We start from the raw sequence: 16,340 nt of genomic DNA, 5'->3' as shown, positions 1-16,340 counted from the left end.
CACCTCGTCGGCTGCCGGCACCCCTTCGAGGATCCGCACCACGTCGGCCAGGACGTGTTCCCCGCCCGCCGTGCTCAGCGCGGCACGCACCAGGGTCACGACGTCCTCGCGCAGTCTCGCGCCCCGCAGGTCGATCGGGCGGCCCAGCTGCTCCGCGAGGACGTGGGCGAACGACGCCCGGCCCGGGGCCTCCTCCATGCAGGTCAAGGCGCACAGGGCCTCGGTCAGGCGCAGCAACAGGCTCAGACCCCGTGCACGTCCGAGGACTTCCCTGCGGGCGGAGTCGATGATCCGCTCCGGTGCCGAGCCGCACCGCGCCCACGCGACGGCGGTGGAGGCGCCGACCCTGACGGCGCCTCCCTCCACCCGGATCGGCGGAACGACCTCACCGCGCAGACGTACGGCGAGGTTCGTGGCTCCGGCCCGGTCCAGCCCGCCCGCGAGGACCGCGAACTCGTCGTCCCCGACCCGGGCGACGGTGTCGTCGTCCCGTACGGCCTCGCGCAGCCGACGGGCCACCTCGACGAGAACGGCGTCACCGGCGGCGCGGCCGAACCGGTCGTTGACGCTCTCCAGACCGTCCAGGGAACAGAGGAGCACGGCCAGCCCCCGCTGCCCGGTGTCCGGGTCCTTTGAGGGGGCGCGCAGGTGCGTGTGGTGGGGGCCGGCGTCGTCAGCACCCGCGTCGGCGCACAGCAGGCCGGACATCTGTGCACGAAGCGTGAGTTCGGTCCGCAGACCGGTGAGGGGGTCGTGCCGGCCGCGGTGGGCGGACGTCAGGTCGCGTACCGGAAGCGCCGCCCATTCCCGGGCGTGGGCGCGGGCGGTCACCAGGAGATGCCCGTACGCCCCGACGCGGTCCCGGAGTTCCGTCACCTTTCCGGCATCCGTGACGTGGTCGAGGACGAGCAGCCAGCCGGGGTGGGACTCGAGCCACCGCAGGGCCCGGCCGGCGGCGTCGGCACCCGTCGGCCCGGAGGCGGACTCCGGGAGCAGGGTGTGCGCGATGCTCGCGACGCCGCTCTCCACACCGCCCGGCTCGCGTGCGTCGATCCACCACACCAGGGTGTGGTCCCGCAGATGACGGTGGGCGTACTCCAGCGCGACGGTGGTCTTGTCCGACCCGGCGGGTCCGCAGAGCACCGCCGTCCTGAGACCGCTTCGGCCGGCCAGTGTCTCCTCCACCCAGTCCACATCGTGCCGGAGGGCGGGGACCCACCGCACGGTACGGCGCTCGGGCAGGTTGTGGGTGCCCCGCGGCAACGGCTCCGTGTCCCGGCCCCAGCCCTCGGGACCGCCCCCGCCGTACGGCTCTCCCGCGGGCACCAGCTCCGCGAGCGGCTCCCCGCCCCTCGGCAGGCCCAGTGTGCCCGTCCGGTCCGCGATGACCGCGGGGAAATCCGGGGTGCGGCCGAGCCGGGGGACGATGAAGTCGCTCACGGCGTCGACCGTGCGCTGTGCCGAACCGGCCCTGACCACCGTGCGGAGCACCCCGCGGACCTCCGGCGCGAAGGCGAAGGCGTCGTGGCCGTCCAGCGGAGCGTCCACGTGCAGGAGGCCGCTCAGCATGACCTCCGCCAGACAGGCCGGGCCGCTGTCGGGCAGGGCGGCGGCCTGCACCAGCCGCATGACGGGGAGCGTCAGCGGGTCGACAGCCGCCAGGTGGCCGGCCAGTTCGTAGGCGGCCGGCGAGGCCGTCGCCCGGAACGTCCGCACGCGGTCGGTGGCGGTGCCTGGGCCGCCGACGGCGTCACCGCCGTCACCGTCGGGACCGGGGCAGGGAGGGCTTTCCACGTCGATGACGCGCAGCGCGGCCACGCCGCCGTGCGAGGCGATCAGGTCGGCCCAGGGCCGCAGGCTCAGCTCCTCCAGTTCGAGCACGGGCACGGGGAGTTTGGGCCGGGGGTCCGACGCGGCCGGGAGCGATGACCCGGACACGGCGAGCAGACTGTTGGGCGGCGCGGGGCCGGTCGTCCGGACGGTCGCGGGTTCGGCCGCCAGCCCGGTCCCACTCCACAGCCGGGTCGGGAGCAGGTGCAGCACGGCGGTCGGTGCCCTGCGGGCCAAGGCGGCCAGCCGCCGGTGGGCGGATCCGTCGTACCAGTGGTCGGAGACCCCGTCGGACAGGGCCAGTACGACGGTCGGGGCGTTGGTGAGGAGGGCGGACGCGTCGAGCGGGCTCACGCGGACGGACCGGAAGATGCCCGAGCCGGTGAGCGCGTCGGCCAGTTCGCCGACCGTGTCGCGCCACACCCGCAGGGACGGACCGTCGTCCACGGCCAGAAGGAGGTGGAGCCAGCGGTCCCGGGCGGGGCGGAGCACGGCATCGAGGACGCCGCTGTCGGCGGTGGCCTCGGCGGTGGCGGTCTCGTCCAGCTCCTGCCGGTGCGGGGAGGGCACTCTTCGCTTGAGCGCACGCAGGCCCCGGATGACGCCCAGCGGATGGCGCAGACCCCGGACCCCGGGGATGCGGAGGGGCGCGCCGGGGGCACCGCCGTCGCGGGTACGGGTGAACGGGTGGACCGGGCGCCGGGACGCGTCCTGGGCGGTCCGGCCCCGTTCCCGCGGCTCCGGCCGGGGGACGACGGCGGGTGCGGGCCGGGACCGGGGCGCCGGAGCGGGCTCCACCGCGGCCGCCCCGGCCGGGTTCCGCGGTGTGTGCAGGGCGAGCCAGAGCGCGTCGCTCAGTTCCCTCGGGGAGAGCTCCACTCCGGCGTCGCGCAGCGCGGCGTACAGGCGGGCGACCCGGAGTTCGTCCGGTTCACCGGACCCCGCCGCTCCTGAGCTCACGCAGCACCGCCTCCCTGAGGTGCCCCGATTCCGGATGGACGCCCTGTTGGAGCAGGTGGACGGCGTGCAGCAGCTGGTCGGTGGCGAGGCCGCCGATGCTGCGCCGGTCGGTGAAGGTCCGGATGAGTTCCCGTACTCGCGGCCACTGCGCCTGGAGCTGCGGCAGGTCCTGGGTGAAGTGTGCCCGCACGATGCCTTCGAGCTGCTCGGGACCGGGCTCCGGCAGTTCCAGCCGGACGCAGCGACGGAGGAAGGCCGCCGGGAACTCCCGCTCGCCGTTGCTGGTGATCACGACGAAGGGGAAGTCCCGGCAGCGGACGGTGCCCTGCCGCACCCGCACCTTCGTCTGCGAGCCCTGCACATGGACGGCGACCTCGGCCTGGTTCTCGGGCAGGCGGGCCAGTTCCGGGATGGTGAACTCGCCCTCCTCCAGTACGTACAGCAGGTCGTTGGGCAGGTCCAGGTCGCTCTTGTCCAACTCGTCGATCAGCAGCAGCCGCGGGCGCCCCTCGTGCCGGGTGGCCAGCGCGGTCCCCAGCGGGCCCAGGCGTACGAAGCTGCCGATGTCGTCCGTGCCCTCGCGCTGTTCGCGCAGCCGTCCGATCGCGTCGTAGCGGTAGAGGGCGTCCGTGAGCGTGGCGCGGGTGTTCACCGGCCAGACCAGGACCGGCCCGAGTCCGAGTTCCGCCGCCACGGCGTGCGCGAGCGACGACTTGCCGGTGCCGGGAGAGCCGCTGACCAGCAGGGGGCGGCGCAGCCGCAGAGCGGCGTTGACCACCTCCACCTCTTTGTCGCCGATGAGGTACGGCCGCGGCCGCTCCGCCTCGCCGTCCTGCCGTGGCCGTCGCCACGGCGGGGGCTCGGGCAGCGGTACGGAGTCGTCGTACGTACCGCCGCCGCCGCGGAAGAGCCGTTCCTGCGGGCGTCCGCTGTTCACGCGGCGCCTCCTTCCCGCATGGTCGGGTTGGCCAGCCTCCGCCGGGGCGGTGACCAGCTCGGGTCCTCCCACAGCAGGGCCAGGTGAGCGCCCATGTGCAGGGTGTCGTGCAGTGCTTCGACGCGCTGCTGTCTGACCTGTTCGCGGAGGCTGTGCGGCCAATCGTCGTCGACGACGGCCCGCAGCGCCTCGGCCGTGTCCGGACCGTGGGCGGCCCGGTGCCACAGGACCACGGGAACACCCAGATAGCGGCACAGGGCCAGCGTGCCGTCGCGCTGGTCGGGCGGACAGCAGGCGATGACGCAGGCGATCTCGCTCCGCTTCGACAGGGTGCCGTTCGCCGCGTGCAGCTCGTGCAGGACGTAGGGTTCCGCCACGGTGCTGCGGCCGTGCTCCCAACGGGTCTTCCGGGCGCCGCTGCGCGGTACGTTCTGTCCGCGCAGGACCACCGCCCGGTCCAGCCCGATGGGGCGCGTCCCCAGGGATCCGGCACGGGTCGGCAGACGGTCCACCGCCAGGTGGAAGAAGCCCTCCTCCAGCAGGAACTCCACGCCTGTCGACTCCTCGTACTCGTCCAGGTCGTCGACGGCTTCGGAGAGCGCGGCACACAGTTCGGCGCGGTCGCGCAGGGCGTCTCCGTCCGTCCAGGTCCTCGTCGGCTCCTCGTGCGCGTCGCGTTCGTAGAGGCGGATGTCGTAGTGGAAGGCGTCGGAGTCGGGCTGCGGCCACAGCCACACCCGCAGCACCGGCCGCGCGGTCCGGGCGGCGGCACGGGACTTGGCGGACCAGCGGCACTGCGCCATGGCATCCGGGCTGACGCCCAGGCGGGTGACGACGCCCTGCGACCATTCCCGCAGGAGCTCCCCGCCGTCCCGCCGGGAGGCGGCCACCTCCTCGATCACCTGGATCAGGGGCGGCACGACGCCGGGTTCGCTCGCGCGGTCCTCCAGGTCCTCCACCAGCGCCCCGACGTCGGCCTGCCCGGCATGGGCGAACGACAGGTGCGGCACGGCACGGCGGGCAGCCGCGCGCACCTCCGGATACGCGGCCGGGCCGAGCAGGTCCTCGAGGTCGTCGTACTCGTCCTGGGTGAGCAGGCGTACGGGGCCGAGCTTCGCGGCGGCCTCCCGGACCCGCAGGGCCACGGCCTGGAACGCGGTGAGCGCACCGAGCAGGGCCGGTATCCCCCGGGGGTGGTTCAGGGCCGCGTCGACGAGTTCACCACCGGTGCCCGGGGTCCAGGAGAGGCCGAGGGCGCTGCCGACACGGTCGGCACAACGCTCCAGCCTGCCGTCGGGGAGTCCGTCGAGGGCGTCGGCCATTTCACGGCGCCGGGCCCGTGTCCTGGGGTCGGGCGGTGTCGCCGTCCCGGCGGGGAACACACCTGCGGCGTGGAGCAGCCTCACCATCCGGGAGGCTTTGATGGCGTACGAGCGGGGCCGGTCGGGTTCGGTGGACACCACCAGGCCCGTCACGCAGCCGCGTTCCCGGTCCCACAGGGGTGCTCCGCTGTGGCCGGGCTCGATCTCCAGGGGAGCGTAGCCCGGGTCCAGCATGTACCAGGGCCCCATGCTCGCCTGTACGTAGACGTCCACGAGCGAGCGCGGAGCTCCGTTGGCGTACCAGGTCGACAACCACCGGCCGGGTGTCTCGCGCACGGGCACCGGGCTGAGGGCCGGGTCCCGGAGATCGACCCTCAGCAGGGCGAGGTCACCCTCCCACCAGTGCCCCTCCGAAGGCTCGGGGGCCAGCCAGCTGACCAGCTCCACCGGGTGATGCTCGCTGCCGAGGCACGGGAAGGACACCGTGACCCGGAGCACCTCCGCCGCGGTCGGCTCGGCGGGCTCCAACTTGTGCCGGCCGAGAGCCGCGTTGACCACATGGGCACAGGTCAGCAGGAAACCGTCCGCGACGACCACACCCGCCCCCAGGCCCGTTCCGGACACACCCCGGGAGTGGACGGTGGCCCAGGCCCGACGGACACGCCCGTCCGGATCGTCGTCCTGCTGCCGGCGCACGGCTACTCCGTCGGCGCAGGGGCTTCGAGGTTCCAGGTCGCGGACACGGTGAGGCTCGCCTCGCCCTTGTTGGCGACGATGCCGAGCGTCAGGTCGTTGCCCACCTTGACGCCCAGGTCCACGGTGAGCTGGTGCGGCCGCCGGTCCATGGCGGACACCGTCTCGTGCACCGACTGCAGTACAGGGACCAGCGGCTGCAGGACCTGCCGCAGGGCGCCGCGGGCAGCCCGCGCCACTCGCCCGCTGCCCGCGACGGGCACGAGCGGTGCGGAACCGGGCGCCGCACCGGCTGCGGCGGAGTCGGCCAACGGGCTGGGAAAGACTTCCAGCAACACTGTCTGGCCGTCATCGAAGGTGAACTCCACAAAATCCCCCATGGCCTCAACTATGCCAGTGCCCGGAGCCCATGGTCCTGTGATCGGGAGATTCCGGTCCGGCTCGGGAACCGGACCCCGAGCATCGCCCTGAGCGTGCCTGCGCTGATCCCGGCCTGTCAGGGCCGTACCTCCGCGGGGCTCACAGGAGAGGGGCGGACGTCACCGGCCCGTGCGCGCCAGGTGACGCCCGCGTTCTCCACCGGGTCGTGCACCTGTTCGTACGCCTCCTTCGGTTCGGCGGCCGGCCGGCGGAGGCACGGGCGGCACGCCGGGGACGAGGGCGCTGAACAAGGTACCGATGCCCTCGGCGGTGAGCGTGACGGTGTCGCCGGGCTTCAGCGGCTGTGGGGCCCGCTTCACGCACGGCCCCCACAGCCCGGCGGGACAGCCGCCGTTGCCGCAGGTGCCCGAGCCCAGGACGTCAGCCGGCGTCATCCGGGGGCTGCGTGAGGCGCAGGCGGCCACCTGCCCGGGCGTCGGGCTCATGACGGTGCGGCCGGCGGTGCAAGCGGGCCCGCCCGGGCGCCGGGTCGCGGGACGGCTCCGACGAGGCCGCGGATCGGGCTGTCCGGGGTGCTCCGTCCGGCCCGGTTCGCAGGCACCGTGCCGACTCCCGCGCGTTCCTCGCAGCCGTCCGGTTCTCGGTGCACGGCCCGTGCCCGGGCGGCGGACCTGGCCTCGGCCGCCTTCCGGGCGGCCCGGTCCGCAGCGGTCCGGCGCAGCAGCGGGAACCGGGGAGGGCGCTGCCCGGATGCCGCACAGCCGTTTCCCGCCGTAGCGGCGCCGGTGGTCGGCGGCGAACCGGAAGCGGTTCGCCGGCACGCCTTCCCGAGGGACGTCCTTCATTACTGCGCATGACCGTTCGCGGTGATCGTCGGCGTGGCCGGCGGCCCGTGCGGGCAGGTCCCTCCCGGCTCTCCATCCGACGTGATCTCCTGGCCGAACATGCGAGAACCCGCGCCTTCGAGGGCCGCGTGGACGACGGAGGCGGATCGGCACGGCGGTCTCGGCGGTCGGCGGTCTCGGTCCGGGTTCGGATCCAGGTTCGGATCCGGCTGTCGCTTCCGGCATGCGGAGCGAGGCAGGAATCGGCCATGGAAGGAGAGCGGTCGTTCCGCCCGGACCGACGGTCGCGGGACCACTTCGATCAACGGGGAACCGACGACTCGCGTCGCGGCCCGAGGCCGGGGCCGCGTTCACCGCTGAGCCCGCACACCACGGCGGGACAAGCGTTCCTGTTGCAGGTCGTCACCGTGTCGCTGCTGGTCGGAGCCGCGGTGGTGGCCCTGGTGATCCAGGCCGGGGCCGGCGGTCGTCCATCCGGACGGGAACGTGGTCTTTCCCCGCCTGCCGGTCTCCCCGCCGCTGGGCCCGGGTGCGGCCCTGCCCTTCGAGGCCGCGGAGCCGACCCTGTCCGAGGGCTCGAAACTGGTTCTCCACACCGACGGGCTGATCCACGACCGGAGCCACTACCGCGACCCGGACACCGGCCTGGAGGCACCGCGCGCCGCCCCGACCGCATCCCGGAGGCCGTCTGCACGAGGCACCGCGCGCCGCCCCGACCGGGCCCGACCGCACCCCGGAGGCCGTCTGCACGGCGGTGATCGAGGCCATGCTGCCCGACCGGCCGAGCGACGACATCGCGTCGCTCGTGGCCCGCACGCGTCGCCTCGCCCCCTCGGACTTCGCCGAGTGGGACCCCGGCCGGCCGGAGGGCGCCGGTGCGCCTCCGTGCGCCGGTCACCCGTATGCCGTGCCGTCCGTGGGCTTGGAACGACGCTTTCCGGATACTTGGTGACACGAGTGCGCCCGGTGCCGCGCCGCGCGGCCACCGGTGACGGCGAGGAGACGGGCAGGGTCCTGAGTCCATGAGCACCACCGAAGAGTCGATCGACGTCGACGTCCCGGTCCACGTGGCGTACAACCAGTGGACGCAGTTCAGGACGTTCCCCCGCTTCATGGACGGCGTCAGACGGGTCGACCAGATCCAGGCGTCGACGACCCACTGGGTGACCCGGTTCGGCCCGAGGACGTACGAGTACGACGCGGAGATCGTGGAACAGGTCCCGGACCGGCTGGTCCGCTGGGAGGTCCTCGACGAACCCCGGCACACCGGCACGGCGACCTTCGAAGGACTCGGCGCGGGCCACTGCCGGGTGACCCTGCGCGTCGACCTGCGGTCCCGGGGAGCCGTGAGGCAGGCGGCGGCCGTACTCGGCATCACCCGCCGTGCGGTCCGCGCTGCTCTGACGTCCTTCAAGGAGTTCACCGAGGGGCAGGGTCGCGAGACCGGCGCCTGGCGCGGCGAGATCAGCAAGGGCCACGTCCGGCCCACCGAGGGCCGGAGTCGTCCCCACGTACCGACCTGGCCGACCGGCTGACCGGCCCGCCCGGCCGGACCGGGCGGGCGTCAGGGGGGTACGACACGGAGCGAGGAGAGATCACGTTGCAGAAGCCGTCGAGCGAGGAACCGGCCGACGACCGCCTCGAGGTCACTCCGCCCAAGACCTGGGCCGCGGGCGTACCGGCGGTGTACCACGCGATGAAGTACTCCCTGGACCAGACGTCGGCCCGGCGCACGGGGCTCACGCTGCTGAACCTCAACCAGGTCCGGGGCTTCGACTGCCCCGGCTGCGCGTGGCCCGAGCCCGAACCGGGGCACCGCCCCATGAACGAGTACTGCGAGAACGGCGCCAAGCACACCAACGACGAGGCCACCTCACGCCGTGTCACACCCGACTTCTTCCGCCGGTACCCGATCAGCGAGCTGGCCGGGAAGTCCGACCGGTGGCTCAACCAGCAGGGCCGCCTCACCCGGCCCATGGTCAAGCGACCCGGCTCCGACCACTACGAGCCCATCAGCTGGAGCGACGCCCTCGACCTGCTCGCCGACGAGCTGGGAGCGCTGGACTCCCCGGACGAGGCGGTCTTCTACACCTCCGGTCGCGCCAGTAACGAGGCGGCGTTCGTCCTGCAGCTCTTCGCCCGCGCGTTCGGCACCAACAACCTGCCGGACTGCTCCAACATGTGCCACGAGTCCAGTGGCACCGCGCTGAACGAGACCCTCGGCACGGGCAAGGGCGACGTGTCGCTGCGCGACATCCACCACGCCGACCTCATCCTGACCGTCGGTCAGAATCCGGGCACCAACCACCCCCGGATGCTGTCCGCGCTGGAGGAGTGCAAGCGCCGCGGTGGCAGGATCGTCGCAGTCAACCCGCTGCCCGAGGCGGGGCTGGCCCGCTTCAAGCAGCCCCAGCGCCCCCGCGGCGTCATCGGCCGCGGGACACGGATCGCCGACCGCTTCCTCCACATCAGGATCGGCGGTGATCTCGCGCTGTTCCAGGCGCTCAACCTCCTGCTCCTGGAGGCGGAGGAGGCCGCGCCCGGCACCGTCCTCGACCAGGACTTCATCAACGTCCACACCGAGGGTTTCGAGGAGTTCGCCCGGCATCTGCGCGCCACTGTCTCCTGGCCCGAGGTCGAGAAGGCCACCGGGCTGGCCCGCGCCCGGATCGAGGAGGTGCGCGACATGGTCCTCGGGAGCGAGCGGGTGATCGTCTGCTGGGCGATGGGCCTGACCCAGCACAGGCACGGCGTGCCCACCATCCGCGAGGTGGTCAACTTCCTGCTGCTGCGCGGCAACGTCGGCAGGTTCGGAGCCGGTGCCTGCCCCGTGCGCGGTCACAGCAACGTGCAGGGCGACCGGACCATGGGCATCTGGGAGCGGATGCCGGACCACTTCCTCGACGCCCTCGCCCGCGAGTTCCGCTTCGAGCCGCCCCGCGAGCACGGCTGGGACTCCGTCGCCTCCGTCCGGGCCATGCGCGACGGCCGTGCCAAGGTGTTCCTCGGCCTGGCCGGGAACTTCGTCCGTGCCATCTCGGACAGCGAGGTCAGCGAGGCCGCCATGCGCACCTGCCGGCTGACCGCGCACATCTCCACCAAGCTCAACCGCTCCCACGTCGTGTGCGGCGAGACCGCCCTGATCCTGCCCACCCTCGGCCGCACCGAGCGGGACGTGCAGGCCACCGGCGAGCAGTTCGTCACCGTCGAGGACTCCATGAGCCGGATCCACGCCTCCCGCGGCGTCCTCGAACCGGCCTCCAAGCACCTCCTCAGCGAGGTCGCCATCCTCAGCCGTCTGGCCCGCCGCACCCTCGGCGACAGGGTCCCCGTCCGCTGGGAACGCTTCGAGGCCGACTACGACTGCGTCCGCGACCACGTCTCCCGCGTCGTCCCCGGTTTCGAGGACTTCAACACCCGCGTCCGCCGCCCCGGCGGCTTCTGCCTGCCCAACCCGGTCAACGAGGGCGTCTTCCCCACCCCCGCCGGCAAGGCCCTCTTCAGCCGCAACGACTTCGAGGCCCTGACCGCCCCGCCCGGCCACCTGATCCTGCAGAGCCTGCGCTCCCACGACCAGTGGAACACCGTTCCGTACTCGGACGACGACCGTTACCGCGGCATCCACGGCTCCCGCCGCGTCGTCCTCGTCAACTGGTACGACATGCGCGAACTGGGTCTGGAGGAAGGCGCGCCGGTCGACCTGGTCGGTGTCTGGGAGGACGGTGCCGAACGCCGGGCGGAGAACTTCCGGGTGGTCGGCTACCCGACCTCACGGGGCTGTGCGGCGGCCTACTACCCGGAGACCAATGTGCTGGTGCCGCTGGAGAGCGTGGCGTACCAGAGCAATACGCCGACGTCGAAGGGGATCGTGGTGAGGCTGGAGCCCCGGGAGGGGGCGGCCCGTGCGACGACGCCCGCGACGGGAGGGGGCGCACCGTCCTGATCCCGGCCGCGCCGCCCGGCGGTGGGCGCGTGCCGGAAGACCCGTACGTCCGTGCCGCGCCGGTGCGGTGCGGCACGGACGGGACGGCGCTGCCGCCGAGTCCGCTCCTCTGTTGACAGAGCGTCCCTCCGCTCCCATCATGGGAGCGCTCCCATCGACGGGTTCCGCCGTGTGACGCCCGTGCTCGACCGCACCGCATCCACGCACCGTTTCCTGTGCCACCGGCGCGGAACGTCCTGCTGCCGCACCGGCACTCCGCCTGTCCGGCCGCAGGGTCCGGCATCCGCCGCCCCGCCCGTGCCGCCGGACCCCGAGGGAGGATCCCCATGTCCTTACCGCAGAGATCCGGCCGGCCGGCCGGTACCGGCATCCGCCACTTCGCACGTGCCGCCGCCGCCCTGGCCGCCGCGCTCGCCCTGCTGGCCCCGCTGAACGCCGCCGGTGTCGCGTCGGCCGCCGCCCCCGAGGCTCCCGCGGACGCCGGTGTCCGGGTCAACGCGCAGGCGTCGCTGGGCCGCATGCCCGACACCGCACGCGGAGTCAACACGGCCATCTGGGACTCGCACATGAACGATCCCGAGGTCGCCGACCTGATGAAGGCGGCCGACGTCGGGGCGATGCGCTACCCCGGCGGCTCGTACGCGGACATCTACCACTGGGAGACGCACACGGCGCCCGGCGGATACGTCGCACCCGGCACCGACTTCGACTCCTTCATGGGCACCGTCCGTGCCACCGGCGCCCAGCCGATCCTGATCGCCAACTACGGCTCCGGCACGCCCGAGGAGGCGGCAGGCTGGGTCCGGTACGCCAACGTCACCAAGGACTACGACGCGAAGTACTGGGAGATCGGCAACGAGATCTACGGCAACGGCCACTACGGCAACGGCTGGGAGCACGACGAGCACGAGGACAAGAGCCCCCGGGAGTACGCCCGTCAGGTCCGCGCCTACGCCGAGGCCATGAAGGCCGTCGACCCCACCATCAGGATCGGCGCGGTGCTCACCACCCCGGGCCACTGGCCGGACGGCGTCGTCGGCGAGGGCGATCCGGGCGACTGGAACCACACCGTGCTCTCCGAAGTCACCGACGTCATCGACTTCGTGAGCGTCCACTGGTACGCGGGCGGCTCCGACACCACCGCCGAGGCCGCCATGACGAAGCTGACCGGGCTGCCCGGCGAACTGCGGGAGGTGCGCAACCAGATCGACCGGTACGCGGGCGCCCGCTCACCGCACATCGGCATCGCCCTCACCGAGATCAACACCAACACCGGCGGCGCCATGCTCACCGCCCGCCCCAACGGCCTGTTCACCGCCGATGCGTATCTGACGGCCCTGGAGAACGGCGTGTTCACCGTCGACTGGTGGAACACCCACAACGGCGCGGGCCGGATCACCACCGTCGACGGCGAGACCGACTACGGCGACATGGGGATGCTCTCCAGCGGCGCCTGCACCGGTGACGTCTGCGAACCGGCGCCCAACACGCCGTTCCACCCCTACTACGGCATGAAGATGACCAGCGAACTGGGCACCGCGGGCGACACCCTGGTCGCCGCCGCGTCCTCCGCGCAGGATGTCTCCGCACACGCCGTGCACCGTCGCGACGGACGTCTGAGCGTCCTTCTCATCAACAAGGACCCGGACGCCGCACGGACCGTGGACCTCGAGTACACGGGTTTCACCCCGGCCGCCGCCGCCCCCGAGGTCAGCCGTTACGCGCGCGGCGACAGCGACGTCACCGACGTCACCGACGGCGGGGCGTCCGCCTCCCGGGTCACCGTGCCGCCGTACGGGATGCTCACCGTCACGCTCACCCCGCGGGCCGGCACCGGGCCGGGTGCCTCCGACGCCGAGGCCCCGGGGGCGCCGCGGCCGGAGGCGGTGACCGACACCACCGCGCACCTGTCCTGGGAGGGTGCGGCGGGCGCCGCCCGCTACCTGGTCCAGGAGCGCGACGGCGCGCACACCCACGTGGTGGGCGAGACCACCGGCACGTCCGTGACCCTGCGGAACCTGCCCCCGGGCAGCACCCACACGGTCAATGTGCTGGCGGCCGACGCCTCGGGCCGGCTCTCCGCACCGTCCGCTCCGCTGACCTTCACCACCGGCACTCCGCCGGACGCCCCCTGCGCGGTGAGCTACCACCGCGACACGAGCTGGGGCAACGGCTTCGTGGCCACGGTCACCGTCCGGAACCTCTCGGACACCCCGATCACCGGCTGGACCGTGGACTGGGACTGGCCGAGCGACCGTCAGTCGGTGTCCTCCGGCTGGAACGCCACGTTCCACCAGACCGGCCGGCACGTACGGGTGACCGCTCCCGAAGGGGCCGGGCCGCTGGCCCCGGACGGCGGTTCGACGGCCTCGTTCGGCTTCGTCGGCGCCAATGACGGGCCCAACCCGCAGCCGACGGTCTTCCGCCTCAACGGCACCGTCTGCTCGGGAGGCTGACGTCCGGCCCACCCGGGACCGGTGGCAGGGTGACCTGTTCCCGGGCGGGCCGGTCTCCCTACGGGGTGAAGGGCGCACGACCATCCGGCCGCCGCCCGCGTGGCGCGCACCGGCGCCGTGGCGCGCATGGTGTGGCCTGGGACGTGCGGGACGGTCCACCCGCGGAGGAGGCACGGAGCATGTTCGGTCAAGCGCAGGCGTACAGCGGTTTCTCGGTCGACGACCTCGGCGGGGCCCGCCGGTTCTACGGCGAGACCCTCGGCCTCCAGGTGGAGGAGAGCGGGCAGGGGGACATGCGGGTACTGGCCCTCACGCTCGGCAGCGGTGCGCGGGTCTTCGTCTACCCGAAGGAGACGCACACCCCCGCGACGTTCACGATCCTCAACTTCCCCGTCGACGACATCGTGTCGGCCGTCGCCGAACTGGAGCGGCGTGGCGTCGGCCTGGAGCGCTACCCGGGATTCGACCACGACGAGAAGGGCATCGTCCGGGTCGGCGGCGACGGCCCCGCGGCGATCGCGTGGTTCACCGACCCGGCCGGGAACGTCCTCTCCGTGCTCCAGGAGAACTGACCGGGGGTCCGGGAAGGACGTGGCTGCCGTCGAGATCATTCCGTTCTTTCGACCGGGAGACCGAGACCGGGCCGTCGCCGGCCGGGAGGAGGCGCGGAGCGGAGGTGCCCCACAGGGCGTCGTTCCGCTCGGAGCAGGCGGGCCGGTACAGGCCCTCGGTGAGCTTCGCGGTGGTGACCTCCGAGGTGTTCGCGTGTGCCGACGCGGTGCCGGCCGGCGCCGGGGTGCTGCCGGCGGCGACGGCCGTGGCGACCGCGGTGACCGTGAGCGCCGCCTTCGGCGAGGTGGGCGGGTCGGGCGTGGGGAAGCGCAGCCAGTGGTCGCCGGCCGGCGTGCTCACCGGCGTGGCGGGCGGCGGCTGTCCGGCGTGGCTGCCGCGCGGGGAACGCCGTGGCGCCCGGCTGTGAACGCGAGGGGTGTCACCGCCCGCCGGCCCGGCTTGCCGTACTGCGAGTAACAAGATCACGATTGGTGTGCGCCTCAGGCAACCACCCGGGGCGACTCCCATCCTCGCGGGCGCCCGTGATCCGTGGCGCCCCGGACGACCGTCAGGAAGCCGAATGCAGCCGCCGCACGACCGCCTCGAACAGGCACGCCAGGACTACGAGCACCACTTGCGGGCCTGCCGCCAATGCGGTGCCGACGGCACACAGTGTCCCGTGGCCAAGCATCTGAGACGGGTGTACAACAACCTCGCCAGAACCGCCCGCTGACCCTCTTCCCCTTTCTCGGATATGGGATATCGTCCCGCATGTGAAACGTGACGACGTGGGGGGCACCGCTCCGGACCCCCTGGACCTGCGGCTCGGCGCGCGCCTGGCCGAGCTCAGGGCCGAGCACGGCTGGTCCCTCGGGGAACTGGCGGAACGCAGCGGGATCAGCCGCTCCACCCTGTCCCGGGCCGAACGGGCGGAGACCAGCCCCACCGCCTCCCTGCTCAACCGGCTGTGCGCCGTCTACGGGCGGACCATGTCCCAGCTGCTCAGCGAGATCGAGGCGGAGCCCGCCCCGCTGGTGCGGGCCGCCGACCAGCCGGTGTGGGAGGACAGGGCCTCCGGCTTCGTCCGCCGGTCGGTGTCCCCGCCGCACGGCGGGCTGCGCGGCGAACTCGTCGAGGGCCGGCTCGACGCCGGTGCGGACATCTCCTACGACCGGCCGCCCGTCCCCGGCCTGGAACAGCACCTCTGGGTCCTGGAAGGAACCCTCGCCGTGACGGACCGGGAGGTCGAGCACCGGCTCGGCGACGGCGACTGCCTCAGACTCCGCGTCTGGGGACCCACCCGGTTCCGCTGCCCCGGCCCGGAGGGCGTGCGCTACGTGCTGGCGGTGGTGCGGCCGTGAACACCATCCGGCTGGATGCCGCTCGACTGACCGGCCTGACCCCGGCGTTGGCCGAGCTGCTGGCCGACACGGTGGACGACGGCGCCTCCGTCGGCTTCCTCGCCCCGCTCGACCGCGCGGAGGCGGCCGCCTGGTGGGAGGAACGGGCCACGGCCGTCGCCGCCGGCCGGCTCGCGGTGTGGGTGGCGTACGAGGAACCCGGACGGGTGCTGGGCACCGTGAGCCTCGCCCTCCCCGACAAGCCCAACAGCACCCACCGCGCGGAACTGGTGAAGCTGATGGTGCATCGCGCGGCCCGTGGCCGGGGCCTCGGCCGGCGGCTGCTGACCGTCGCGGAGGAGGCCGCCGCCGCGCGGGGCGTCACCCTGCTGCACCTGGACACCGAGACCGGCAGCCCGGCCGAGCACCTCTACCGCTCCTCCGGCTGGATCCCCGTCGGCGCCATCCCCGACTACGCGGCGGACCCCGCCGGGGTGCTGCGGCCGACGACGATCTACTACAAGCGTCCGGGAGCGGGCCCCGTACCGGCCGGCACCGGGTGAGTGTCAGTGCCGGCCGCTACGGTGCCTGCCATGCCGGATGCCGAAGACGTACGACGGATCGCCCTGTCCCTGCCGGACACCACGGAGAAGGTCGCCTGGAGCATGCCCACGTTCCGGGTCGCGGGGAAGATGTTCGCCACCCTGCCCGAGGACGAGACCTCCATCGCCGTGCGCTGCCCCAAGGAGGAGCGTGACGAACTGGCCCTCGCCGAACCGGAGAAGTTCTGGATCGCCGGCCACGAGGCGCAGTTCGCCTGGGTCAGGGTCCGCCTCGCCGCCCTGGAGGACGAGGGCGAGCTGCGCGACATCCTCGCCGACTCCTGGCGCCAGGCGGCTCCGCCGAGGCTCCACGAGGCGCACCCCCGGCTGGGCCTGCCGCCCGCGGGCTGAGGACCGCCCGGGCGTTGCCGGTGCCCCGTGGCGTGAGAGCCGTACGCCGCTGTCCTGTCTGTCGTGGCGGTGGCACGGCGGACGGCTGTGGACGGGGACGGCCCTCGACCACGATCGTGGTCGAGGGC

The 16,340-nt window shown here is 73.3% G+C and carries 14 protein-coding genes; 9 read left to right on the top strand and 5 right to left on the bottom strand.

The window, feature by feature from the left end:
- The 5 genes from ACFXAE_RS09665 to ACFXAE_RS09645 form a co-directional block, all read right to left on the bottom strand.
- Positions 1-2,790, bottom strand: a 2,790-nt coding sequence (locus tag ACFXAE_RS09665) for an SAV_2336 N-terminal domain-related protein (protein WP_384710660.1), incomplete at its 3' end; no start/stop codon positions are given.
- Positions 2,762-3,727, bottom strand: a complete 966-nt coding sequence (locus ACFXAE_RS09660; protein ID WP_384710656.1) for an AAA family ATPase — start codon at positions 3,725-3,727, stop codon at positions 2,762-2,764. The genes ACFXAE_RS09665 and ACFXAE_RS09660, both read right to left, overlap by 29 nt.
- Positions 3,724-5,745 carry a trypsin-like peptidase domain-containing protein gene (locus ACFXAE_RS09655; RefSeq protein ID WP_384710653.1) on the bottom strand — a complete coding sequence of 674 codons (2,022 nt, stop codon included), beginning with the start codon at positions 5,743-5,745 and terminating at the stop codon, positions 3,724-3,726. Before ACFXAE_RS09655 ends, ACFXAE_RS09660 begins: the two co-directional genes overlap by 4 nt.
- Before the next feature lie 2 nt (positions 5,746-5,747).
- Positions 5,748-6,122: a CU044_2847 family protein gene (locus ACFXAE_RS09650; RefSeq protein WP_384710650.1), complete on the bottom strand. Its 375-nt coding sequence runs from the start codon at positions 6,120-6,122 to the stop codon at positions 5,748-5,750.
- A gap of 159 nt (positions 6,123-6,281) precedes the next feature.
- Positions 6,282-6,608 (bottom strand): fumarylacetoacetate hydrolase family protein, encoded by a 327-nt coding sequence (locus tag ACFXAE_RS09645; RefSeq protein WP_384710647.1) that lies wholly within the window; start codon positions 6,606-6,608, stop codon positions 6,282-6,284.
- A gap of 846 nt (positions 6,609-7,454) precedes the next feature.
- Between ACFXAE_RS09645 and ACFXAE_RS09640 the strand changes: the two genes are divergently transcribed.
- The 9 genes from ACFXAE_RS09640 (at position 7,455) to ACFXAE_RS09600 (ending at position 16,212) form a co-directional block, all read left to right on the top strand.
- Positions 7,455-7,994, top strand: a complete 540-nt coding sequence (locus ACFXAE_RS09640; RefSeq protein WP_384710644.1) for a SpoIIE family protein phosphatase — start codon at positions 7,455-7,457, stop codon at positions 7,992-7,994.
- Positions 7,991-8,503, top strand: coding sequence for an SRPBCC family protein (locus tag ACFXAE_RS09635; RefSeq protein WP_384710642.1), 513 nt, complete (start codon positions 7,991-7,993; stop codon positions 8,501-8,503). The genes ACFXAE_RS09640 and ACFXAE_RS09635 overlap by 4 nt, the downstream gene beginning before the upstream one ends.
- 65 nt (positions 8,504-8,568) lie before the next feature.
- Complete coding sequence (locus tag ACFXAE_RS09630; RefSeq protein WP_384710639.1) at positions 8,569-10,911, top strand: FdhF/YdeP family oxidoreductase; 2,343 nt, start codon at positions 8,569-8,571, stop codon at positions 10,909-10,911.
- 326 nt (positions 10,912-11,237) lie between these two features.
- Complete coding sequence (locus ACFXAE_RS09625; RefSeq protein WP_384710636.1) at positions 11,238-13,367, top strand: cellulose binding domain-containing protein; 2,130 nt, start codon at positions 11,238-11,240, stop codon at positions 13,365-13,367.
- A gap of 179 nt (positions 13,368-13,546) precedes the next feature.
- Positions 13,547-13,939, top strand: a complete 393-nt coding sequence (locus ACFXAE_RS09620; protein WP_384710633.1) for a VOC family protein — start codon at positions 13,547-13,549, stop codon at positions 13,937-13,939.
- A gap of 158 nt (positions 13,940-14,097) precedes the next feature.
- A complete protein-coding gene (locus ACFXAE_RS09615) occupies positions 14,098-14,346 on the top strand; it encodes a hypothetical protein (RefSeq protein ID WP_384710630.1) in 249 nt (82 codons plus the stop codon).
- 346 nt (positions 14,347-14,692) lie between these two features.
- Positions 14,693-15,280, top strand: coding sequence for a helix-turn-helix domain-containing protein (locus tag ACFXAE_RS09610; RefSeq protein WP_384710627.1), 588 nt, complete (start codon positions 14,693-14,695; stop codon positions 15,278-15,280).
- Positions 15,277-15,822 (top strand): GNAT family N-acetyltransferase, encoded by a 546-nt coding sequence (locus tag ACFXAE_RS09605; protein WP_384710624.1) that lies wholly within the window; start codon positions 15,277-15,279, stop codon positions 15,820-15,822. The genes ACFXAE_RS09610 and ACFXAE_RS09605 overlap by 4 nt, the downstream gene beginning before the upstream one ends.
- 30 nt (positions 15,823-15,852) lie before the next feature.
- Entirely contained in the window at positions 15,853-16,212 is a 360-nt protein-coding gene (locus tag ACFXAE_RS09600; protein ID WP_384710622.1) for an MmcQ/YjbR family DNA-binding protein, read from the top strand.
- The last annotated feature ends 128 nt before the right edge of the window (positions 16,213-16,340 follow it).

The organism is Streptomyces sp. NPDC059454 (assembly GCF_042749965.1).
In the GTDB taxonomy this organism is placed as follows: Bacteria; Actinomycetota; Actinomycetes; order Streptomycetales; family Streptomycetaceae; genus Streptomyces.
This window is presented reverse-complemented; position numbering and strand designations above follow the sequence as displayed.